16 protein-coding genes are annotated in these 20,920 nt (G+C 64.0%); 12 read left to right on the top strand and 4 right to left on the bottom strand.

The features are described 5' to 3' along the window. Positions 1-10: 10 nt before the first annotated feature. Positions 11-1,096 carry an FAD:protein FMN transferase gene (locus ACTJK4_RS17875; protein WP_440077404.1) on the bottom strand — a complete coding sequence of 362 codons (1,086 nt, stop codon included), beginning with the start codon at positions 1,094-1,096 and terminating at the stop codon, positions 11-13. A 482-nt stretch (positions 1,097-1,578) separates the two neighbouring features. Between ACTJK4_RS17875 and ACTJK4_RS17870 the strand changes: the two genes are divergently transcribed. From ACTJK4_RS17870 to ACTJK4_RS17840, 7 genes are all read left to right on the top strand, one after another. Continuing rightward, entirely contained in the window at positions 1,579-2,187 is a 609-nt protein-coding gene (locus ACTJK4_RS17870; protein WP_316879203.1) for a nitrous oxide reductase accessory protein NosL, read from the top strand. Positions 2,188-2,394: 207 nt separating this feature from the next. Continuing rightward, positions 2,395-3,558 carry a flagellar biosynthesis protein FlhB gene (flhB, locus tag ACTJK4_RS17865; protein WP_232039925.1) on the top strand — a complete coding sequence of 388 codons (1,164 nt, stop codon included), beginning with the start codon at positions 2,395-2,397 and terminating at the stop codon, positions 3,556-3,558. Positions 3,559-4,061: 503 nt separating this feature from the next. After that, the gene (gene flhA, locus ACTJK4_RS17860; protein ID WP_440077403.1) at positions 4,062-6,188 is read left to right on the top strand and encodes a flagellar biosynthesis protein FlhA; all 2,127 of its coding nucleotides are present in this window, start codon (positions 4,062-4,064) and stop codon (positions 6,186-6,188) included. Continuing rightward, on the top strand, positions 6,185-8,104 hold the full coding sequence (gene flhF / locus ACTJK4_RS17855; RefSeq protein ID WP_440077402.1) for a flagellar biosynthesis protein FlhF: 1,920 nt from the start codon (positions 6,185-6,187) through the stop codon (positions 8,102-8,104). The genes flhA and flhF overlap by 4 nt, the downstream gene beginning before the upstream one ends. A 13-nt stretch (positions 8,105-8,117) precedes the next feature. After that, the gene (locus ACTJK4_RS17850) at positions 8,118-8,897 is read left to right on the top strand and encodes a MinD/ParA family ATP-binding protein (RefSeq protein ID WP_232039922.1); all 780 of its coding nucleotides are present in this window, start codon (positions 8,118-8,120) and stop codon (positions 8,895-8,897) included. Positions 8,898-8,905: 8 nt separating this feature from the next. Then, positions 8,906-9,667, top strand: a complete 762-nt coding sequence (locus ACTJK4_RS17845) for an RNA polymerase sigma factor FliA (protein WP_027679301.1) — start codon at positions 8,906-8,908, stop codon at positions 9,665-9,667. Positions 9,668-10,042: 375 nt separating this feature from the next. Continuing rightward, positions 10,043-11,470: a nucleobase:cation symporter-2 family protein gene (locus ACTJK4_RS17840; protein ID WP_343620059.1), complete on the top strand. Its 1,428-nt coding sequence runs from the start codon at positions 10,043-10,045 to the stop codon at positions 11,468-11,470. Between the two features lie 55 nt (positions 11,471-11,525). On the opposite strand, the gene ACTJK4_RS17835 is transcribed toward ACTJK4_RS17840, so the two are convergent. Together ACTJK4_RS17835 and ACTJK4_RS17830 are read right to left on the bottom strand one after the other, a co-directional pair. Further along, positions 11,526-12,608 carry an aldose epimerase family protein gene (locus ACTJK4_RS17835; protein WP_260801421.1) on the bottom strand — a complete coding sequence of 361 codons (1,083 nt, stop codon included), beginning with the start codon at positions 12,606-12,608 and terminating at the stop codon, positions 11,526-11,528. After that, positions 12,605-13,828: a XylR family transcriptional regulator gene (locus ACTJK4_RS17830; RefSeq protein ID WP_440818584.1), complete on the bottom strand. Its 1,224-nt coding sequence runs from the start codon at positions 13,826-13,828 to the stop codon at positions 12,605-12,607. Before ACTJK4_RS17830 ends, ACTJK4_RS17835 begins: the two co-directional genes overlap by 4 nt. 279 nt (positions 13,829-14,107) lie before the next feature. Here ACTJK4_RS17830 and xylF point away from each other — a divergent pair, with 279 nt between their 5' ends. From xylF to ACTJK4_RS17805, 5 genes are all read left to right on the top strand, one after another. Continuing rightward, positions 14,108-15,136 carry a D-xylose ABC transporter substrate-binding protein gene (gene xylF, locus ACTJK4_RS17825; protein WP_316869645.1) on the top strand — a complete coding sequence of 343 codons (1,029 nt, stop codon included), beginning with the start codon at positions 14,108-14,110 and terminating at the stop codon, positions 15,134-15,136. Positions 15,137-15,217: 81 nt separating this feature from the next. After that, positions 15,218-16,777 (top strand): D-xylose ABC transporter ATP-binding protein, encoded by a 1,560-nt coding sequence (gene xylG, locus ACTJK4_RS17820; RefSeq protein ID WP_316869646.1) that lies wholly within the window; start codon positions 15,218-15,220, stop codon positions 16,775-16,777. Next, on the top strand, positions 16,774-17,976 hold the full coding sequence (locus tag ACTJK4_RS17815) for a sugar ABC transporter permease (RefSeq protein ID WP_440077400.1): 1,203 nt from the start codon (positions 16,774-16,776) through the stop codon (positions 17,974-17,976). The genes xylG and ACTJK4_RS17815 overlap by 4 nt, the downstream gene beginning before the upstream one ends. A 47-nt stretch (positions 17,977-18,023) precedes the next feature. Continuing rightward, the gene (locus ACTJK4_RS17810) at positions 18,024-18,791 is read left to right on the top strand and encodes an SDR family NAD(P)-dependent oxidoreductase (protein WP_440818583.1); all 768 of its coding nucleotides are present in this window, start codon (positions 18,024-18,026) and stop codon (positions 18,789-18,791) included. After that, complete coding sequence (locus ACTJK4_RS17805) at positions 18,788-19,693, top strand: SMP-30/gluconolactonase/LRE family protein (protein WP_440818582.1); 906 nt, start codon at positions 18,788-18,790, stop codon at positions 19,691-19,693. The genes ACTJK4_RS17810 and ACTJK4_RS17805 overlap by 4 nt, the downstream gene beginning before the upstream one ends. Here ACTJK4_RS17805 and ACTJK4_RS17800 read toward each other — a convergent pair. Continuing rightward, positions 19,684-20,868 (bottom strand): fumarylacetoacetate hydrolase family protein, encoded by a 1,185-nt coding sequence (locus tag ACTJK4_RS17800; protein WP_440818581.1) that lies wholly within the window; start codon positions 20,866-20,868, stop codon positions 19,684-19,686. The two genes, ACTJK4_RS17805 and ACTJK4_RS17800, sit on opposite strands and share 10 nt — an antisense overlap. Between the last annotated feature and the right edge of the window lie 52 nt (positions 20,869-20,920).

Below are 20,920 nucleotides of genomic sequence, written 5' to 3'. Positions count from 1 at the left end.
GCGGTGTGGATCAGGTCGATGTGGCAGGGCGGCCGCCCAGCGCAGCAAACGCGGTTGTCATCCGGTCTTGATGGCGGCCATCCACATCGCGCAGGACGAAATAGGCGGCCAGCCCGAGTTGCTCGGCAACCTCGACGCCGCGCTCTGGGCCCAACACAATCAGCGCCGTAGCGTATGCGTCGGCAATCGCACACTGCGATGCGACCACGGTGACGGAAGTCAGGCCATTGGCGATTGGGCGGCCTGTACGTGGATCGATCTCGTGTGAGTAATGTTGCCCATCCTGCTCGAAGCAGATGCGGTAATCGCCCGACGTTGCCATTGCCATATCGCGCAATGGCACGACGAATCGGGCACGGCGCGGTTGCGTCCGCTGAGGCTCTTCAATACCGATTTGCCACGCGCGCCCGTCATGGCGCCGGCCCTTGGCGCGCACCTCTCCACCCACCTCGACCATGTAATCGGAGATGCCAAGCGCGTCGAGCGCGAGGGCCGCCTGGTCGACACCAAAACCCTTTGCGATGGCCGATAGATCGGCATAAACGCGAGGGTCGGCTTTCGTGGCGGTACGCGTGCGCGGGTCGATTTCCAGTGCGCCGGTGCCGACTGCGCTCTTGAGCATCGCCAGCTCGTACGGCGTTACCACACGTTGAGCCTTTTCCGGCCCGAAGCCCCACAGGTTGACGAAGCTCCCGGCTGTGACATCAAACGCGCCATCCGTTGCGAGGCTCACTGATCTCGCCATCTGCAATACGCTGATCGTGTCGGCGGACAACGCGAAGGGGCGCCCGCCCGCATACCGGTTCAGTTGCGACAGTTCCGAGTCCGCCCGATACGTTGACATGCGTTGGTCGACTCCCTGTACAGCCGCATCCACGGCTGCGCGCGCCGCATCGAGCAATGCCGTGTCGTCAAGCGATGCAAGCGCGAGCCGGACGTGATATGTCGTGCCCATCGTGTCGCCGTCGAAGGCATATCGGTACTGGGCCGCCGGTGCGCTCGCGGCCGGACTGGCAGTCCAGCGCAGCGTGTGCGTCAGTCCGGCGAGCCCGATATTCGGCAGGGTTCCACGGAGGGGCGGAGTGCAACGGTTCAAGATTTCACCGCATGTGTCAGAAGCGGCCGATGGTAGCGCTACGCCTGCGACACAGATTGATTCGCATCAATTGGCCGAAATACCCGTGGCTAGAATTGATACAAATCAAGTATTGGAGATGCATTTTTATCCGCAATGCAATGTCGGGTATTTTTTTTTGGATAATTTTTTGCTATGCAGGAATTGGAAATGCCAATGCCGTAAGAAGGGTCTATTTAAATTAGATAGAAGTCATTCATGCCCTCGATCAATTTAGAAGGTGGGCAGAGTCGATATGCTCGTCATCCTGGCGTTGGCTGGCGACGCGATTGTCGATGGGATGCGGCAATGCCTCTCCCGCGGTGCCGTCGATCTGTCTTTTGTGGGCGGGGAAGCAGCGCCCGCTTACCTTCGGAGGAGCTTTCAGTTGTGATTCGCCGCAGTCCTCTTCTGTTCAGGGCCGTCATTGCCTGTGGCACCAGCGCGAGCGGATGGAGCGGGTCATGACGATGCGCCGTCCGCTGTTGGCACTGGCTGTATTGCTTGGGACGCTCTGGTCTCTCTGGTGGTTTGTGGGACGTGCAGCCCTGCGGGCGGAACCGAAGTTGCCTGACGAGATCTGCTTTGTCGCGCCGGCCGTGCCGTACGATCCGCGGTCCGGATTGCAGCCACACGCCCCTCGTCCGGTTCCTGCCAACGCGCGTTGCCCCGTCTGTGGGGCGTTTCCATCTCGCGTTCCCGGGTGGGCGGCGCAGCTCATTTTTGCCAACGGCGATGCGTACTTCTTTGATTCACCGCTGACCCTGTTCATCTACCTGCGAAACCTGCAGCGCTATGCACCCGGACGACAGGCCTCGGAAGTTGCCGCCAGCTACGTGCATGCCATGGGAGACGGTGGATGGCTTCCGGCACTGCAGGCCGTTTATGTGTCGGGGTCGACCGCTCTGGGACCGATGCGGCGCGGCAATCTTCCCGCATTCCGGAATCTGGCGGATGCGCAACAGTTCATCGCGCGAAATGGTGGCGTGGTGGTGCATCCGGCGGATATCACGGCAGACCGGCTGGAGGATGTCGAGCCGCACCGCATGCATCGCGCGGCAGACCCCATATAGGGGAGCAGTGTATTTGCGGAGCCAAGGGGCACGACCGCAAACCGGGCGGCTCGCTCATGCGAGCGGATCGGGTTCGGGAGGGGCCATCGCCACCGCGCGGGACGGCTTTTTGCCGATAAGCGTGCTTTCAAGGCGTCTTCTTTGCGCTTCGATGGCCAGACCGGGGCGGGATAATGCGAGCGTCCGTCCACCCCTCGCACGCCCGGCATGTCCGAAGAAAGCGATCTCGAAAAAACCGAACCAGCCTCTCCGAGGCGCCTCGAGCAGGCGCGCGAGGAAGGCGACGTTCCCAGATCACGGGAACTTGCTTCGTTCGCCCTCACGGCGGTGTCCGCGGGCGGTTTGTGGGTGATGGGCGATTCGATTGTGCGGGCTGCGTCATCTTTCCTGGCGCGCTGCCTGGAGTTCCACCGCTACAACTACACGAGCGGGCAGGACCAGTGGAACTACGTCACGGGCCAGTTCATGCCGCTGGCCATGGCGCTGGGCGGGCTGATGCTGATGCTGGTGATTGCCGCGCTGTCGCCGCTGGCGCTCACGCGCGGGGCCATCTCGTTCAAGCCGCTGGCCCCCGATATTTCGCGCCTGTTCAAGCTGCAGGGCCTGACGCGCATGTTCTCGCTGGAGGGGCTGATGGAGCTGCCCCGCCTGCTGATCAAGCTGTTCCTGATTGCCGGCGTGGGCTGGTTGCTGGTCCGGTATTACCGGGGTGACCTGATCGAACTGCCGCAGCAAGACCTGGGCGTGGCCATGCGCGACACCCTGCACGTGGCCGGCGTGGCCTTCCTCTGCATGGCGGCGGTGATGATGCTGGTGGCGGCCGTGGATGTGCCGCTGTCGTTGTGGCAATACGCGCGCAAGCACCGCATGACCAAGGAAGAAGTGCGCAAGGAGCACCGCGAGTCCGAAGGCGATCCGCACGTCAAGGGCCGCATCCGCAACCTGCAGCGCCAGGCCGCCCAGCGCCGCATGATGGCCGATGTGCCCAAGGCCGACGTGATCGTCACCAACCCGACGCACTACGCCGTAGCGCTGCGCTATTCCGAAAAGGAAGGCGGCGCGCCGCGCGTGCTGGCCAAGGGTGCTGACATGGTCGCCGCCAAGATTCGCGAATTGGGGACGGAGCACAAGATTCCCATTCTGGAAGCGCCCCCGCTGGCCCGTGCGCTGTACCGCCATACCGAGATCGGCCACCAGATTCCCGAAGCGCTGTACGCCGCCGTGGCTGAAGTGCTCGCCTATGTCTACCAGCTGCGCCGCCTGCACCAGGTGGGCGGCCGTGTGCCGGTGCGCCCGACCGACCTGCCGGTGCCCGCCGATATGGACCCGGGGCCACAGCCTGGCCCGGACGACGAGCCCGAAGACGCATAAAGCGTCGCCTGTCGAGCAAAAAGCTCCATGCGTCGAGCTCCGAGCTCGGACGGCCGAGCAAAAAGCTCCATGCGTCGAGCTACGAGCTCGGACGGCCGAGCAAAAAGCTCCATGCGTCGAGCTCCGAGCTCGGACGGCCGAGCAAAAAGCTCCACGCGCCGAGCTCCGAGCTCGGATGGCCGAGCAAAAAGCCTCACGCGTCGAGCTCCGAGCTCGGATCGCCGAGCACAAAGCTCCAAGCATCGAGTTCAGAGCTCGGGCTGCCGAGCAAAAAGCCTCGTGCTCGACACTTTTAGCTCGGTGAACGGCTGTTTGAGGCTCGGGGATGGCTCGCTTGGCGCGCAGTTTGGGCCAGACGGCGCCATTGGCCGCTTCCGCACCCCCCGGTGGGAGGGTATTTCAAAGAAAAGCCGCCTTTTGGGCGGCTTTCTCACGTGTTCGATTTGGCGGTTCCCCCGGCAAGATGGCATCCATCGAAAAGCCCCCCGCTGCACGACCCGCCAATGAACGCCGCACTGCTCCGAGTCACCGACATCCTGCGCAAGGGCGACTACCGCTCCGCCGCGGGCCCGGTACTCATCATCCTGATCCTGGCGATGATGGTGCTGCCATTGCCGCCATTCATCCTCGATCTGCTGTTCACGTTCAACATCGCGCTGTCGATCATCGTCCTGCTGATCAGCATGCACACGCTCAAGCCGCTGGATTTCTCGTCGTTTCCGAGCATCTTGCTGATCACCACGCTGATGCGGCTGTCGCTGAACGTGGCGTCCACGCGCGTGGTGCTGATGGAAGGCCACACCGGCCCCGACGCCGCCGGCAAGGTGATCGAAGCCTTCGGCCACTTCCTGGTGGGCGGCAACTACACCGTCGGCATCGTGCTGTTCATCATCCTGGTGATCATCAACTTCATGGTGATCAGCAAGGGCGCGGGCCGTATTGCCGAGGTCAGCGCGCGCTTCACCCTGGATGCGATGCCCGGCAAGCAGATGGCGATTGACGCCGACCTGAACGCCGGCCTGATCCGCGAAGACGAAGCCCGCAGGCGCCGCACGGAGATCGCCCAGGAAGCCGAATTCTTCGGCTCCATGGACGGTGCCAGCAAGTTCGTGCGCGGGGATTCGGTGGCGGGTATCGCTATCCTGCTGATCAACATCATCGGCGGCCTGGCCGTGGGCGTGCTCCAGCACGGCATGGACGTGGGCCACGCCGCCACCAACTACACGCTGCTGACCATCGGCGACGGCCTGGTCGCGCAGATTCCCGCGCTGGTGATCTCCACCGCGGCGGGCATCATGGTCAGCCGCGTCTCCACCGACAAGGACGTCGGCCAGCAACTGTCGAGCGAGCTGTTTGCCATGCCGATGGTGCTGATGACCACCGCCGGCGTGCTGGGCCTGCTGGGCCTGGTGCCGGGCATGCCGCACATCCCGTTCGTGCTGTTTGGCGGCGGTCTGGGTTATCTGGGCTGGTACCTGAAGAAGAAGCGCGAAGTGCCCGAGGTCGAACCCGTGCTGCAGGCCATTGCCCCGGTGGATACGCCCGAGGCGAGCTGGGACGACGTGTCGTGGGTCGACGTGCTGGGCCTGGAAATCGGCTACCGCCTGATCCCGCTGGTCGACAAGAGCCAGGATGGCGAGCTGCTGCGCCGCATCAAGGGCATCCGCAAGAAGTTCACGCAGGACATGGGCTTCCTGGCGCCGGTGGTGCATATCCGCGACAACCTGGAGCTGGGCCCGTCGTCGTACCGCATCACGCTCAAGGGCGTGGAAATCGGCCACGGCGAGGTGCAGCAGGGCAAGTTCCTCGCCATCAACCCGGGTGGCCAGGACGGCCTGGGCGGCCATGGTGGCATGGGCGGCCTGGGTGGTCGCCTGGGCACGCAACTGCCCGGCACGCCCACCGTGGACCCGACCTTTGGCCTGCCGGCCATGTGGATCAACGCCGATGTGCGCGATCGCGCGCAGGCCGAGGGCTACACCGTGGTCGATTGCAGCACCGTCATCGCCACCCACGTCAATCAGTTGATTTACACCCATAGCACCGAGCTTCTCGGCCGTTTGGAAGTCCAGCAATTGCTCGATCATTTGGGCAAGGAAGCACCGAAGCTGGTCGAAGACGTTGTGCCGAAGCTGTTGCCCGTCGCGACCGTGCAGAAGGTGCTGCAGAACCTGCTGGACGAAGGCCTGCATATCCGCGACATCCGCACCATCGTCGAGACGCTGGCGGAACACGGAGGCAGGACGCAAGACCCCGCCGAACTCACCGCCGCCGTGCGTGTGGCGCTGGGCCGGGCGATTGCCCAGCAGCTCTTCCCGAACAAGACCGAAATGCAGGTCGTCACGCTTGACCCGAATCTGGAGAACATCTTGCTGCAAAGCGTCGTTGGCTCGAACGCCGGCCCGATCGAACCGCAACTGGCTGACTCGCTCATGCAAGCGGCTGCGGACTCGTCGCGGCAACACGAACAGATGGGTCAGACGGGCGTCCTGCTCGTACCGCCCGCACTGCGCCCGATGCTTGCACGCCTGTTCAAGCGTGCCGCACCGAGCCTGCGCGTGCTGTCGCACGCAGAAATTCCAGATCACCGAACGATTAAGGTTGTCGCCATGCTTGGAGGCCGCGCATGAAAATGCATCGATTTACCGGACTGACGTCGCGTGACGTCTTGCGCAAAGTCCGCGACCAACTGGGCGATGGCGCTCTGATCCTGTCGAACCGCGCCATTCCGGGTGGCATCGAGATCATCGCGGCATGCGACTCGCACGTGGATGCGCTGGTCGACACGCAATCGTCGGCACCCAAGACGGCGCAGCGCCGCCCGATGGCACCGGCCCCGATTCCCGAGCCGGCACCGATTGCCGCTGCAACTGCAGCCGTGGCCGCCGCTCAGGCACCTGCTGAAGAAGCCCCGCAGGCCGAGACGCCGGCGCCCAACGCGCTGGCCCGTCTGCGCAACCGCTTCATCGCTTCGCGCCGCGCCCCTGCACAGGAAGACGCACCGGCAGCCCCGGTCGCTCAAGTCGCTCCGGCAGCCAAGCCGGCCGGCCGCACGCTGCAAACGCGCGTGGACGACGACGTGGCGTTCGGGGAAGAAGATGCTCTGGCGGCATCCACCCGCATGCTGGCCGGCCTGTCGCTGGACCGTGCCAATGCCGAGGTTGCCCAATCCGCAGCGCAGGCCATGGCCAGCACCGCCCAGTTCATCGCGCGCCGCACCACGGTGGAAGACGACGAGCCGGAGGTGGAATCGATCGCCCGCTTTGCCGCACGTCGCGAGCAGGCACGTGAACAGGCACGCGAGCAGGATGACCGCCCGGTTTCGCTGCGCAGCTTTGCCGAGCGCGTGGAAGCCCAGGCCCGTAACCTTCGCGCCGAACAACAGAAGGCCGAAGCGCCCGTGAAGGCGCGCATCGAGGCGCAAGCCGACGCAGACAAGGCTTCCGACATTTTCGTCCGCGTGGAGGACACGATGGCCAAGCCCGAAGCCCCGCGTGATGACGTGAGCCTGCAGCGTTCGGCCATCCAGGCCGACGTGAAGGAAAGCATCCGTGCCGAGACCGACGTGATGACCCGCCGCATGGTCGGCGAGATCGAAACGCTCAAGAGCACCCTGAACGACGCCATGTCGAGCTTGGCCTCGCTGGGCGTGAAGCTGGGCGACCCGGTGCGTACGCGCCTGTTCCAGACCATGCTCAACGCAGGGTTCTCGGCACAGCTCACGCGCTACGTGCTGGAGAACATGCCGCAGCACGACTCGTATGAGGGGGCGCTGGACTTCGTGCAGCGCGCGATTGAAAAGAACCTGAGCACCGTGTCGGATGAAAACAGCCTGCTCGACCAGGGCGGCGTGTTTGCCCTGATGGGCCCGACCGGCGTGGGCAAGACCACCACGACCGCCAAGCTGGCCGCGCGCTTCGTGCTGCGCCATGGCGCATCGCGCGTGGCGCTGCTGTCGACCGACAGCTACCGGATCGGCGGCCATGAACAACTGCGCATCTACGGCAAGATCCTGGGCGTCTCGGTGCATGCCGTGAAAGACGCGCAAGACCTGAGCCTGGCGCTGAACGACCTGCGCGAGAAGCACGTCGTGCTGATCGACACCATCGGCATGAGCCAGCGCGACCGCGCCGTGTCCGAGCAGATGGCGATGCTGCATGCCGTGGGCCCGTCGATCAAGCGCCTGCTGCTGCTCAACGCTGCCAGCAACGGCAAGACGCTCGATGAAGTGGTGGGTGCCTACCGCGACGCCAACCTCGCCGGCTGCATCCTGACCAAGATCGACGAGGCTGCCTCGGTTGGCCACGCGATGGACGTGATGATCCGCCGCCGCCTGCCGCTGCACTACGTGTCGTACGGCCAGCGTGTGCCGGAGGACATTGCGGTGCCGAACAAGAAGCTGCTGATCCATCGCTCGTTCCGGGCCGGTGCGGAGCAGTCGTCGTTCACGCTGGATTCGGATGAATCGTTGCTGGTGGCGCAAGGCGCGGTGTTGCGTAACTCAGGTAACCGCGAACCTGGCCTGGCCGCTTTCGATTTCGCCTGACAAGGGGGCGACCATGACGACGCCATTCGCCAAGGATCAAGCCGCAGGGCTGCGGCGCATGCTCGGTCATGCTGCTGCCCGCCGTGTGCTGGTGATCGGTGCGGAAGAGCAGGTCGATGACTTTGTCGACAACCTGCGCATCGCGCTGTCCGCCATGGGCCGCGACACGGCCGTGGTGAACGCCCAGACCATGCTCGCCATGCCCGGCGTGCTCGAGCAGTACGACGAGACGGCGGATGTGACGCTCGTGGCCGCGCATTTCGGCACCCGGGCGCTGAGCACCGTGGCCGAAGCCTGCGACGACGTGCTGCTGACCTTCTCCGATGGTCCGGAAGGCATCAAGAGCGCGTACACGCTGCTCAAGAAAACCGCCGTGCTGCAAGGCAGCGCTGGCATCCGCACCGTGGTGTGCGGCGCGCATTCGGTGGATTCCGCCGTGCGCGTGTTCGGCAACCTGGCCAACACCGTGGGCCAGTACCTGAACACCCGTATCGATTTCGCCGGCTACCTCCCGGAGGACCGGCACGTAGAACTTGCGCTCTCGCTCGGCAAGCCCGTGGCGAGCGCGTTTCCCGCATCGCCTTCGGCCATGGCCTTCCGCCAGCTTGCCGAAGAAATGTTGAGCTGGGCCAGCGCCGAGGCCCAAGCCGGTGATGGCAATGCGCCGTCGCGGGTGGTCATGTCGGCGCGGGCACCGGCACAGCCGGCAGATGAATCGGCGCAAGCAACGTCAATGTCGACAGCGACTCCGACGCTTGGCGCCACCGCACGCGCGGCCGAATTGGTTTATTGAGGCGCAGCATGAACGAAGCGTCAAAGGCAGGCATGGATATGTACACCGCAACCGGTCGCAAGACCAAGTCCGACGAGATGGCCACGTACGCACCACTGGTGCGCCGCATTGCCAACCAGATGATGGTCAAGTTGCCGGCCAGCGTTGAGCTGGACGACCTGATCCAGGCTGGCATGATGGGCTTGCTCGATGCGCTGTCGCGCTATGAGGAAACGCAGGGCGTGCAGTTCGAGTTCTACGCGGCCCAGCGTATTCGCGGCGCGATCCTGGACGAACTGCGCGGCTCGGACTGGCTGCCGCGCGGCCTGCGCCGCAACGCACGCACGATCGAGCAGGCGATCCAGAAGCTGCAGCAGCAGAAGGGCCGCGCGCCCACGGAAACCGAGATTGCCGCGGCGCTGGGCATGTCGCTGGCCGAATACCAGAAGCAACTGGTCGACCTGCAAGGCAGCCAGCTGCTGTATTACGAAGATTTCGACCGCGAAGACGCCGACGCCTTCATCGAGAACCGCGCGCCCGAGAACGACGCCACGCCGCTGGACCAACTGCTGGACCACGACCTGCGCGAATCGGTTGTCGCTGCCATCGAGGCACTGCCCGAGCGCGAAAAGCTCATGATGAGCCTCTACTACGAGCAGGATCTGAACCTGCGCGAAATCGGCGCCGTGATGGGCGTGTCGGAATCGCGCGTGTGCCAGATCCACAGCCAGGCCATCGCCCGCATCCGCTCGCGCCTGCGTGATCGCGCATGGCTGCCGACGCCGACCTGAACTGAGGTCTGCTGAGCGCCACTGACAAGACCTTCTGCTTCACTGGGTTTGTTGGCGGCTCCCGGTTCCAGCTTTACCTGCCAGGTATTTCTACTGCGCGGCCAGCGACTCATGTCGCGGCCGCGCTTTTTCTTTGGCGCGTCGTTCACGCGGGCACGCGTGGTGTGAAGAGGTGGATGACGACGCACATACGTTTAAGAACGCAAAATATGTACACAAAAAACGTATGGAATTGTTGACAGAAAAATGGCGCCCCTCCAAGATTCCGGCAAATACGCGGCATCACGCCGCATGAATGCCGGCGGATGGAATCCGCCCCATCCGCCTAAAGCACGCTCCCGGCATTGACACGAGAGCGGCCCCAGGAGACAGACAATGCGCCAATCCCCCGGCCAACCCTCGCCTTCTTCGTCGACAATCGCCGACACCGTTGCCGATCCCGTCAACGAGTTTCTGCCGCTGCCCCGTCTGTTCGCACTTGGCCTGCAACACCTGTTGGTGATGTACGCCGGGGCGATTGCCGTGCCGCTGATTGTCGGCAATGCGCTCGGCCTGTCGAAGAGCGATCTCTCGTATCTGGTCAATTGCGACCTGTTTGCGGCTGGGATCGGCACGCTCATCCAATCGCTCGGTTTCCTGATCTTCGGGATCCGTCTGCCGGTGATGATGGGTGTCACATTTGCTGCGGTGGCACCGATGATCGCCATTGGCGTGGAGCCCGGCATGGGGCTGCCCGGCATTTTCGGGGCGTCCATCGTTTCTGGTGTGTTCGGCATTGCCATTGCGCCGCTGATGGGCCGGTTGCTGGGCCTGTTCCCGCGCGTGGTGACGGGCACGGTCATCATGCTGATCGGCTTTTCGCTGCTGAGCGTAGGCATCAACTGGGCCGCGGGCGGTCAGCAGATGATTCCGCAGGTGGTCGACGGCGTGAAGCACATGGTGCCGAACCCGGCGTTCGGCGATCCATTCGGCCTGGCCATTGCAGCGCTCGTGCTGGTGACGATCCTGCTGCTCACCAAGTTCGGCAACGCACTGCTGTGCAATATCGCGGTGCTGCTTGGCATCGTGACGGGCACGCTGGTGGCGGCGGCGTTTGGCAAGGTGTCGCTGGCCGACGCCAGCGCCGCGCCGCTGATGACGCTGGTGACGCCGTTCCACTTTGGCATGCCGAAGTTCGAGCTGTCGGCCATCATCTCGATGTGCATCGTGATCGTGATCACGCTGGTGGAATCAACCGGCATGTTCCTCGCGCTGTCGCACGTGGTGGGCAAGCCCATCTCGCGCAACGAACTCACCAACGGCCTGCGTGCCGACGGTCTGGCGACGGTGGTGGCGGGGGTGTTCAACACGTTTCCGCATACGTCGTTCTCGCAGAACATCGGGCTGGTGTCGATCACGGGCGTGCGTTCGCGCTATGTGGCGGCCGCCGGCGGGTTGCTGCTGATCGTGCTGGGGCTGTTTCCGAAGCTGTCTTACGTGGTGGCTTCCGTGCCGCAATACGTGCTGGGCGGCGCAGGCATCGTGATGTTCGGGATGGTGGCCGCAGCCGGCATCCGCATGCTGGGCATGGTCGACTTCCAGCAACAGCGCCACAACCTGTTGATCATCGCCGTATCGGTCGGCTTTGGCATGATGCCGACGCTGGCGCCGGCGTTCTTCCACCACTTTCCTGACTGGACGCACCCGATCACCCACAGCGGCATCGTGATGGGCACGCTGGTGGCCGTGGTGCTCAACGCATGGTTCAACGGCATTCGCGGCTCGCACGAAGTCATGCACGGCGCGGCTGCAGCTGCGCATTGAACATCCAGGCCGCGTGCCTCAGCTCGGCTTAGGTCTGCGGATCAGGTCTCGCGGCTCAGGCTTCTTCAGCAACTGACACGCGGTATGCGGTGTGCTGCCGGTAGACCTGGCCCGGGCGGAACATGACCGTTTCCGCATCGGGCATGTTGACCTGGTTCGGGAACGCGCTCGCTTCCAGGCATAAGCCGCTGCGTAGCGCGTGCGTGCCGGCCAGCTTGTGGCCCGAATAGAACTGCAGCCCGCGCTGATCGGTGAGTACCGTCAATTCGCGCCCGCTGCCGGGGTCATACAGCCGGGCGACCGGGCGCACCTGCGAGCGCCCCTCCGGCGCTGTATTGCGCAGCACAAAGCAGTGGTCGAACCCGCCGGCCTGCGCGAGTTGCGCGTTAGGCCAGTCCAGCCGTACCCCGATGGGCGCACCCTGGCGAAAATCGAACGCCGTGCCCGCAACGCTGGCTGTTCGTGTCGGGATCAGCTTGGCATCGACTTCCAGATACGCGTCGGCATCGATCGACAGGATGTGGCCCTTGATGTCGGTGCCGGGCTTGCCGCTCAGGTTGAAATACCCGTGGCTTGTCAGGTTGATCGGCGTGGGCGCATCGGTCCGGGCTTCGTAGTCGATCGACAGCGTGCCATCGTCGTCAAGCGCATAGCGAACCTGGACGGCGACGTTGCCGGGGAATCCCGCATCGCCTTCCGGGGAGTTGAGCCGCATGACCAATGCGCCGTCGTGATCCTCGGCGTGCCATAGCGCCCGATGAAACCCGCTCGCCCCCCCATGGAGCAGATTGCCGCCTTCATTGCGATCGAGGGCGTAGTCGATGCCGTCGAGCGTGAACCGCGCGCCCGCAATCCGGTTCGCCCAGCGTCCGATCAATCCGCCCAGATAGCCTGGTGATTCAAGGTAGGCGGCAGGCGTCGCGTGGTTCAGGAGAATCTCGCCCAGGCGCCCGCCTCGGTCAGGCGCTTGCCAGGAGACGAGCGTCGCCCCCAGGTCGCTGATCGAAACGCGCATGCCCAAGGCATTGCGCAGCGTGAACAGCCGAACCGGTTCACCGCCCGGCAGTTGTCCCCATATTGCTGACGAGATGGCGCCGTCGAGCGGCGCGTGTGCGGACAGCGCTGACGCGATGCTCATGATTGGCCCTCTGTGATGGTGCGTTCCTGGTATTCGCGTGGCGTGCAATCCAGCTCGCGTCGGAATACGGCGTGCATGTATTGCGGGGAGGTAAAGCCGCAGCGCACCGCCACCTCGGCGGTGGCGACATCACGGCTGGCCAGCATGTGCTTGGCGGCGTCGAGCTTATGGCGAAGGATTTCCTGGTGCACGGTGCAATTCAATTCACGACGAAAGTGTTCTTCGAGCGATGACCGCGAGATACCGACGTAGTCCGCGACCTGCTCGGTCTTGATTCCCTGGCAGGCGTACTGCCGGATGAAGTGGCGCGCGCGCATGACATACGGGCTGGCAAGCGGCTGGTGCCGGGATGACGCCAGCACATTGATGCCCACCGGCGGCACGAGAATCTGCCGGCCTGCCAGGCGGGCACCGCCCAGCATCTGATGCAGCAGGTGTGCGGCCGTGCGACCCATCTCCACGGTGCCCTGAATGACGGACGACAACGGGATGCGGCTCAAGGTGCGTGTGAGCGGATCGTTGTCGATGCCGATGATGGCGACTTCCTCCGGCACGGCCAAGCCTGCCGTCATGCAGGCCTGCAGCAGGTGCCGGGCCCGCGCGTCGGTGACGGCAATGACGCCGATGGGCTTGGGCAACGCACGCAGCCATTCAATCAATTGACCGATCGCCTGATGCCAGGTCGGCGCGCTGGTCGAGAGGCCCCGGTAAATCTCCTGCTCAATCGGGGCGGTGGGATTGTCCTGCCGGCGCAAGCGTGTAAAGGCGAGTTCGCGCTGCTGTGCCCAGCGGTTCTCTGGCGCCTGGGGCAGGCTGTACAGCGCAAAGTGCTGCAGGCCGGCTTCGATCAGGTGCCGGTAGGCCAGCGCGACCAGCTTGCCGTTGTCCGTTGCGACATAAGGCTCCTTTGCCGGGTATTGCGTTGCATCTTCATACGATGAGCCGACGGCCACCACCGGTAGCGGGCAACCGCGCAGCGCTTCGGCGACGGCGGGGTCGTCGAAATCCGCAATGATGCCGTCGCCGTCAAAGCGCTCGATGCCGGGTAGGCGGCAGCGGAAATCCTCTTCCAGAAACAGGTCCCACGTCACGCGGGTGGAGCGCATGTAGTCGCCAATTCCCGCGATGATCTCGCGGTCATACACCTTGTTGGCATTGAACAGCAGCGCAATGCGATGAATGCGCGCGTGCTGCGATGGATCGGACGGTTGACGGTGCATGGTGGCTCGGGCCGCTCGCGGTGGCAGGGGTTGCCAAACGGCTGCAGCGCTGGGGCGTGCAGCGCGCTTGCACATTCTATTGGCTGCGTGGGGCGCTGTCAGACGATCGCAGCGGGGTGGCAAGAAATGTTAGGGCGGTTGGGCAATTTCGTAATTGCCCGTGCTGAGCGGCCGCATCACCATGCGATGGCCGTCGAGCCGGGCGAGATCACTATTGCGGCGCACCACGCGCACCGTCGGCCTAGGGGTATCCACCAACAATAGAAGATGGAGTGAGACATGAAATCGAACCAACGCCGTAGTGTTCTGAGGGCCGCCTTTTGCGGTGCAATGCTCGCCAGCCTGTCGATTGCAGCGCCGCTGGCGCACGCCAGCAAGGCGCATCCGGAAATCGGCTTCTGTATCGACGACCTGCGCGTGGAGCGCTGGTCGCGCGACCGCGACTACTTCGTCGCCGCCGCAGAAAAGCTGGGTGCCAAGGTGTCGGTGCAATCGGCGGATGCCAGCGAGCAGCGCCAGATCTCGCAGATCGAGAACCTGATCTCGCGCGGCGTCGACGTGATCGTCATCGTGCCGTTCAACTCCAAGGCGCTGACCAATGTGGTGGCCGAAGCCAAGAAGGCCGGCATCAAGGTGGTGTCGTACGACCGCCTCATCCTTGATGCAGATGTTGACGCCTATATCTCCTTCGACAACGAGAAGGTGGGCGAGCTGCAAGCGCAGGGCGTCTACAACGTGCGCCCGAAGGGCAACTACTTCCTGCTGGGCGGCGCACCGACGGACAACAACGCGAAGATGCTGCGGCAGGGCCAGATGAAGGTGCTGCAGCCGGCCATCGACCGTGGCGACATCAAGGTCGTTGGCTCGCAATGGGTGCCGGAGTGGAGCGCCTCTGCGGCGCTGGGTATCGTCGAGAACGCGCTGACCGCGAACAACAACAAGATCGATGCCGTGGTCGCATCCAACGACGGCACGGCCGGTGGCGCAATCCAGGCGCTGGCTGCGCAGAAGCTGGCCGGCAAGGTACCGGTGTCGGGTCAGGATGCTGACCTTGCCGCCGTCAAGCGTGTGATTGCCGGCACGCAGACGATGACGGTCTACAAGCCGCTCAAGCTGATTGCTACCGAGGCCGCGCAGCTTTCCGTGGCGCTCGCCAAGGGCGACAAGCCGAAGTTCAACGCGCAGTACGACAACGGCAAGAAGAAGGTCGACACGGTGTTGCTGCAACCCACCCAGCTCACGAAGGACAACGTCAACCTGGTGGTGAAAGACGGCTTCTACACGCAGGCTCAGATCGGCGGCCAATAAGGTCGCGCAGTCAGGGCCACTTTGTGCCGGCGACGAGCCAACGCTTTGTCGCCGGCCGCGTTCGTACCTCAAGGACGAGGCATGTCTGAACCTCTGTTGCAGATGCGCGGCATCGTCAAGACGTTTGACGGTGTGAAGGCGCTCGACGGTATCAACCTGGTTGTGAGGCCGGGCGAGTGTGTCGGCCTGTGCGGCGAGAACGGCGCCGGAAAATCAACGCTCATGAAGGTGCTCTCCGGTGTCTACCCGAGCGGCACCTGGGATGGCGAAATCCTGTGGGAAGGGCAGCCGCTGCACGCAAGCGGTATTCGCGATACCGAGCGCGCCGGCATCGTCATCATCCATCAGGAACTGATGCTGGTGCCGGAGTTGTCGGTGGCCGAGAACATCTATCTCGGCAACGAAATCACGCTGCCCGGCGGGCGCATGAACTACGCGGCCATGTACCAGGGCGCGGACAAGCTGCTGCGTGACCTGAACATTCAGGGCATCAACGTGGCGCTGCCTGTGATGCACTACGGCGGCGGCCATCAGCAATTGATTGAGATCGCCAAGGCGCTCAACAAGCGCGCCAAGCTGCTGATCCTGGACGAGCCATCGTCGTCACTTACGGCGGCAGAAACGCGCATCCTGCTCGACATCGTGCGCGATCTGAAAGCGCGCGGCATTGCGTGCGTCTATATCTCGCACAAGCTCGACGAGGTGGAGGCAGTGTGCGACACGGTCACCGTCATCCGTGACGGCCGCCATGTGTCGACCGCGCCGATGGACGCGCTCACCACCGACCGCATCATCGCGCAGATGGTCGGGCGCGAGATTACGCAGCTGTTCCCGCGTGAACCGCATCCCATCGGGGAGGTTGTTTTCGAGGCGCGCAATGTGACGTGCTATGACGCGAACAACCCGACTCGCAAGCGGGTCGACGATGTGTCCTTTTCGGTGCGGCGTGGCGAAATTCTTGGCGTGGCCGGGCTGGTCGGTGCAGGGCGCACAGAACTGATGCAGGCGGTGTTTGGCGCGTATGAAGGCGCCAGCGAAGTCGAGCTTGTACTTGACGGCAAACCGTTGAAAGTCCGCGCGCCACTTGATGCCATTCGTGCGGGTATCGCGATGGTGCCGGAAGACCGAAAACGTCACGGCATCGTCTCGCTGATGAGCGTCGGACACAACATCACGCTCGCCGTCCTCCAGCGTTTTTCGCGTCTCGGGCGCATTGATGGCGCGGCCGAACTCGACACGATCCGCAAAGAGATGCGGCGGCTTGCCGTGCGTGCCGCGCATCCGATGCTGCCGATTGCCAGCCTGTCTGGCGGCAATCAGCAAAAGGCCGTCCTCACCCGGATGCTACTCACCGAGCCGCGCGTCCTGATTCTGGATGAGCCCACGCGCGGCGTGGATGTCGGCGCCAAGTACGAGATCTACAAGCTGATCGGCGACCTCGCCAAGCGCGGCATGGCCATCATCGTGATCTCGTCGGAGTTGCCCGAAGTGCTTGGCATTTCGGACCGCGTGCTCGTGATCGGCGAGGGGGAACTGCGCGGCGACTTCGTGAACGACGGACTGACGCAGGAACACATTCTGACCGCCGCCATTCAGCCGGCGCGGCATGCAACAACTTTCCACCAGGGTGGCCAGGCATGACTTCTCAAACGAGCCCACAAGCCACGGGCGGGGTGGGCGATTCGCGCAACACGTTCAAGGCAAGCCAGCGCCTGAGGCAACTGTTCGCACGCTACAAGATCCTCGCGTTGCTGATTGCCGTGGCCGCGATCTGGCTGTTTTTTTCGATACTGACCGACGGTGCGTTTACGTCGGCCCGCAATCTCTCCAATCTGCTGCGGCAGATGTCGATCACAGGGATGCTGGCCTGCGGGATGGTGTTCGTGATCATCGCTGGCGAGATCGATCTCTCGGTCGGATCGCTGCTTGGCCTGTTGGGTGGCGTAGCTGCCATCCTGGACCAGGGACTGGGTTGGCCGATCACGGCGACGGTGCCCGTGGTGTTGCTGCTCGGCGTGGCCATGGGCCTGTTCAACGGATGGTGGTCAACCTACCGGGGCGTTCCGTCCTTCATCGTTGGCCTGGGCGGCATGCTCGCGTATCGCGGCATCCTGCTAGGCCTCACACATGGCTCAACGATTGCGCCGGTGTCGGACAGCTTCGTTCTGATTGGCCAGGGCTACCTGCCGCGCCGAGTGGGCGACCTGATGGCGGTGCTGATTTTCTGCCTGTTGATCTTCGTGGTGATCAGGCAGCGGCGCGAGCACCGCCGTTATGAACTCGACGTTGCGCCGCTCTGGCAAGACGTCGCCAAGCTTGTTGTGGCGGGCGCGGTCATCCTCGCGTTTGTCGCCACGCTCAACAGCTATGGCGGCATCCCGGTGCCGGTTCTGCTCGTGCTGGCGTTGCTCGGTATTTTTTCTTGGATCGCCAGCCAGACAGTGTTCGGCCGCCGTATCTACTCAGTGGGTTCAAACCTTGAGGCCACGCGCCTGTCGGGCATCAACACCGATCGCGTGAAGCTCGCCATCTTCGGGCTCATGGGCCTCATGTGTGCGTTTGCCGGCATCGTTAATACGGCGCGTCTTGCTGCAGGTTCGCCGTCTGCCGGAACCATGGGCGAGCTGGATGCCATTGCGGCCTGCTTTATCGGCGGCACGTCCATGCGGGGCGGCGCGGGCACGGTCTACGGTGCGCTGGTCGGTGCGCTCGTCATGGCCAGCCTCGACAACGGCATGTCGATGCTCGACGTCGACGCTTACTGGCAGATGATCGTCAAGGGCGGCATCCTCGTTCTTGCCGTCTGGGTGGATGTCATCTCGCGCTCCGGCCGTCGCTGAACCAGCGCTGCGGGCTTTATCTCTTTTTGCTGTAACTGGAATCTCCTATGTCTTATGCGATTTATCCGAGCCTTGTTAACAAGAACGTTGTGATTACCGGTGGCGGTAGCGGCATTGGCGCTGCCATCGTCGAAGGCTTTGCCAAACAGGGGGCGCGCGTTACGTTTCTGGATATTGCGCGTGCGGACGCAGAAGCGCTGGCGGCGTCGCTGGTCGAATGCGTGCATCCGCCGGTATTCCGCTACTGCGATCTGCGCGACATCGACGCCTTGAGCAGCACGTTCTCGGACATCGAGGCCGACACCGGCCCCATCGACGTGCTGATCAACAACGCAGCGAATGATGACCGTCACCAGATCGGAACGGTGTCGCCGGCCTATTGGGACAACCGCATCGAGGTCAACCTGCGCCATCAGTTCTTCTGCGCGCAAGCCGTGCTGCCCAGCATGAAGAAGCAGGGGCACGGCGTGATCCTGAACCTCGGGTCCATCTCGTGGCACCTTGCCCAGCCGGACCTCGCCATCTACATGACGGCCAAGGCCGGCATTGAAGGCCTGACGCGCGGTCTGGCGCGTGATCTTGGCGGGTTCGGCATTCGCGTCAATTGCATCGTGCCCGGCGCGGTGCGCACGCCGCGGCAGATGGCGCTCTGGCAATCGCCCGAGAGTGAAGCCAAGCTGCTGGCCGAGCAGTGCCTGCATGAGCGTGTCGAGCCGGAACACGTGGCGCGCATGGCGCTGTTTCTTGCGTCGGACGATGCCGCGCGCTGCACGGCGCGTGAGTACTTTGTCGATGCCGGGTGGTACGGCGGATGAAGATGCCGATCACTCCGGAATGCGTCTGGCGCGTCGGCGCAACGCTTGGGGAAGGCGCGGTGTGGCATGCCGCGTCGCGCTGCGTGGTCTTTGTCGATATCAAAGGCAGGCGACTCTACCGCTATGACCCGGATACCGATGTGCGCCGCAGCTGGGTCGCGCCCGGCCAGATCGGCTTTGCGCTGCCCAGCGTTGACGGCAGCTTGGTCTGCGGCGTGCAGGGCGGTCTCTACCGGTTCGATTTCGCAAGCGGTACCTTCAGCCGCATGCTGCCCGTCGAGACCGATCGGCCGGGAAACCGCCTGAACGACGGCTATGTCGACCGCACCGGGGCGCTGTGGTTTGGCTCGATGGACGATGCAGAGCACGAGGCGAGCGGGCAGCTCTACCGCGTCGGTCGGGATGGCCGGCTGAGCGTGCGCGATTCGGGCTACGTCATCACGAATGGCCCGACCGCGAGCCCCGACGGCCGCACGCTGTATCACACAGATACCTTGCAGCGCGCGGTCTATGCCTTCGACCTTGACGACGACGGCAGGCTGGAGCGCAAGCGCGTCTTTACCTCGATTGAGGGCACCGGCTACCCAGACGGCATGGCCGTCGATGAAGAAGGGTGCGTGTGGGTCGCGCTGTTTGGCGGAGGCCGGATCGAGCGGTTCTCGCCCGACGGCCGATGCATCGGGCGCGTCGAGTTTCCGTGTTCCAACATCACCAAGCTCGCATTTGGCGGCAATGATTTGCAGACCGTCTATGCAACCACCGCCCGAAAGGGCCTGACGGACGAGGCGTTGCAGAAGGAGCCGCTTGCCGGCGGCTTGTTCGCGTTTCGCGCGCCGGTCAAGGGGCTCCCGTCCACGGAATGTGCCGTGGACTTTTCCGCAGCGAAGACCGATCAGTCCTGACGGATGAGACCTCGTGCGGCCAGGTTGCGATACAGGGCGCGCACACCGAACGTCCACGGTGCGATCTCCGTCGACAGGCGCACCGTGTTGACCAGCGCGCCGAGGGGCGGCGCGCTGATCGTCACGCGGTCGCCGAGGTGGTGCGTAAAGCCGGCACCCGGCGCGTCACGGTCCTTGATCGGCGAGAACATCGTGCCGAGAAACAGCATGAAGCCGTCCGGATACTGATGGTGCGGCCCACAGGTCTGGGCGACGAGGTCGAGCGGGTCACGGCTGATCTCGCTCATGTGGCTCACGCCGTCGAGCACAAAGCCGTCGTCGGTGCCCTCAACGCGCAGCGATACCTGGGTCGTGCGAATCGTGTCGATCGTGAAGCGCTCATCGAAGAGGCGCACAAACGGGCCGATGGCGCAGGAGCCGTTGTTGTCCTTGCATTTGCCCAGCAGCAGCGCGGAGCGGCCTTCGATGTCGCGCAGGTTGACGTCGTTGCCGAGCGCCGCCCCCACGACATGCCCCGTGCTGCTGACTGCCAGCACGATCTCCGGCTCCGGGTTGTTCCAGCGTGAGGCCGGATGCAGGCCCACATCGGCGCCGAACCCGACTGCTGACATCGGCTGCGATTTGGAGAACACTTCCGCATCGGGCCCGATGCCGACTTCCATGTATTGCGACCACGCGCCCCGGCGCTGCAGTTCGTCCTTGAGCCGCATGGCCGCATCGGAGCCGGGCTTGATCTTCGAGAGATCGGAGCCCACCACGCCGACGATGGATTCGCGCACGTCGCGGGCCTTGGCTGGGTCGCCGCCCGCCTGTTCTTCGATCACACGCTCGATCAGGCTGACGGCAAACGTCACGCCGCAGGCCTTGATGGCCTGGAGGTCGTTCGGCGCAAGCAGGGTTGGCAAGGTGCCCGCGCGATCGGCAGACATGGAGCGTTCGACAAGCGCCTCGACGCGGCCCAGGTTTTCCCCAGGCGCCTGCCGGGCAACGGCCAGTGCGTCAGGATGCTCGAACAGGTCCGCCACGGTTGGCACGGCTTCTGTGATGTCGAATACGACACCGTTGCGTACCACCACGACAGACGGCCCCTCGCCGTTGGCGGTCGTGCGCCAGATCCGACCGACGAGCGTTGACTGCTCCAGATCGTGCGGCAAGTAGTTGGCGATGTCGGTCATGTGCGCTGCGCTCCGTCAATTGGACACCCTTGTTGTCAGGGAACCCGCGTGA

Source organism: Ralstonia sp. 22111, assembly GCF_052045895.1.
Taxonomy (GTDB): domain Bacteria; phylum Pseudomonadota; class Gammaproteobacteria; order Burkholderiales; family Burkholderiaceae; genus Ralstonia; species Ralstonia wenshanensis.
The sequence above is the reverse complement of the archived record's forward strand: the minus strand, read 5'-3'. Positions and strand labels throughout refer to the sequence as shown.

What these genes read in the sequence shown, in the direction of transcription:
- xylG (WP_316869646.1), top strand. Translation starts at nt 15,218, where the DNA reads ATGTCTGAACCTCTGTTGCAGATGCGCGGCATCGTCAAGACGTTTGAC.
- ACTJK4_RS17800 (WP_440818581.1), bottom strand. Translation starts at nt 20,868, where the DNA reads ATGACCGACATCGCCAACTACTTGCCGCACGATCTGGAGCAGTCAACG.
- flhA (WP_440077403.1), top strand. Translation starts at nt 4,062, where the DNA reads ATGAACGCCGCACTGCTCCGAGTCACCGACATCCTGCGCAAGGGCGAC.
- ACTJK4_RS17870 (WP_316879203.1), top strand. Translation starts at nt 1,579, where the DNA reads ATGACGATGCGCCGTCCGCTGTTGGCACTGGCTGTATTGCTTGGGACG.
- ACTJK4_RS17845 (WP_027679301.1), top strand. Translation starts at nt 8,906, where the DNA reads ATGAACGAAGCGTCAAAGGCAGGCATGGATATGTACACCGCAACCGGT.
- flhF (WP_440077402.1), top strand. Translation starts at nt 6,185, where the DNA reads ATGAAAATGCATCGATTTACCGGACTGACGTCGCGTGACGTCTTGCGC.
- ACTJK4_RS17830 (WP_440818584.1), bottom strand. Translation starts at nt 13,828, where the DNA reads ATGCACCGTCAACCGTCCGATCCATCGCAGCACGCGCGCATTCATCGC.
- xylF (WP_316869645.1), top strand. Translation starts at nt 14,108, where the DNA reads ATGAAATCGAACCAACGCCGTAGTGTTCTGAGGGCCGCCTTTTGCGGT.
- ACTJK4_RS17805 (WP_440818582.1), top strand. Translation starts at nt 18,788, where the DNA reads ATGAAGATGCCGATCACTCCGGAATGCGTCTGGCGCGTCGGCGCAACG.
- ACTJK4_RS17850 (WP_232039922.1), top strand. Translation starts at nt 8,118, where the DNA reads ATGACGACGCCATTCGCCAAGGATCAAGCCGCAGGGCTGCGGCGCATG.
- ACTJK4_RS17810 (WP_440818583.1), top strand. Translation starts at nt 18,024, where the DNA reads ATGTCTTATGCGATTTATCCGAGCCTTGTTAACAAGAACGTTGTGATT.
- ACTJK4_RS17840 (WP_343620059.1), top strand. Translation starts at nt 10,043, where the DNA reads ATGCGCCAATCCCCCGGCCAACCCTCGCCTTCTTCGTCGACAATCGCC.
- flhB (WP_232039925.1), top strand. Translation starts at nt 2,395, where the DNA reads ATGTCCGAAGAAAGCGATCTCGAAAAAACCGAACCAGCCTCTCCGAGG.
- ACTJK4_RS17815 (WP_440077400.1), top strand. Translation starts at nt 16,774, where the DNA reads ATGACTTCTCAAACGAGCCCACAAGCCACGGGCGGGGTGGGCGATTCG.
- ACTJK4_RS17835 (WP_260801421.1), bottom strand. Translation starts at nt 12,608, where the DNA reads ATGAGCATCGCGTCAGCGCTGTCCGCACACGCGCCGCTCGACGGCGCC.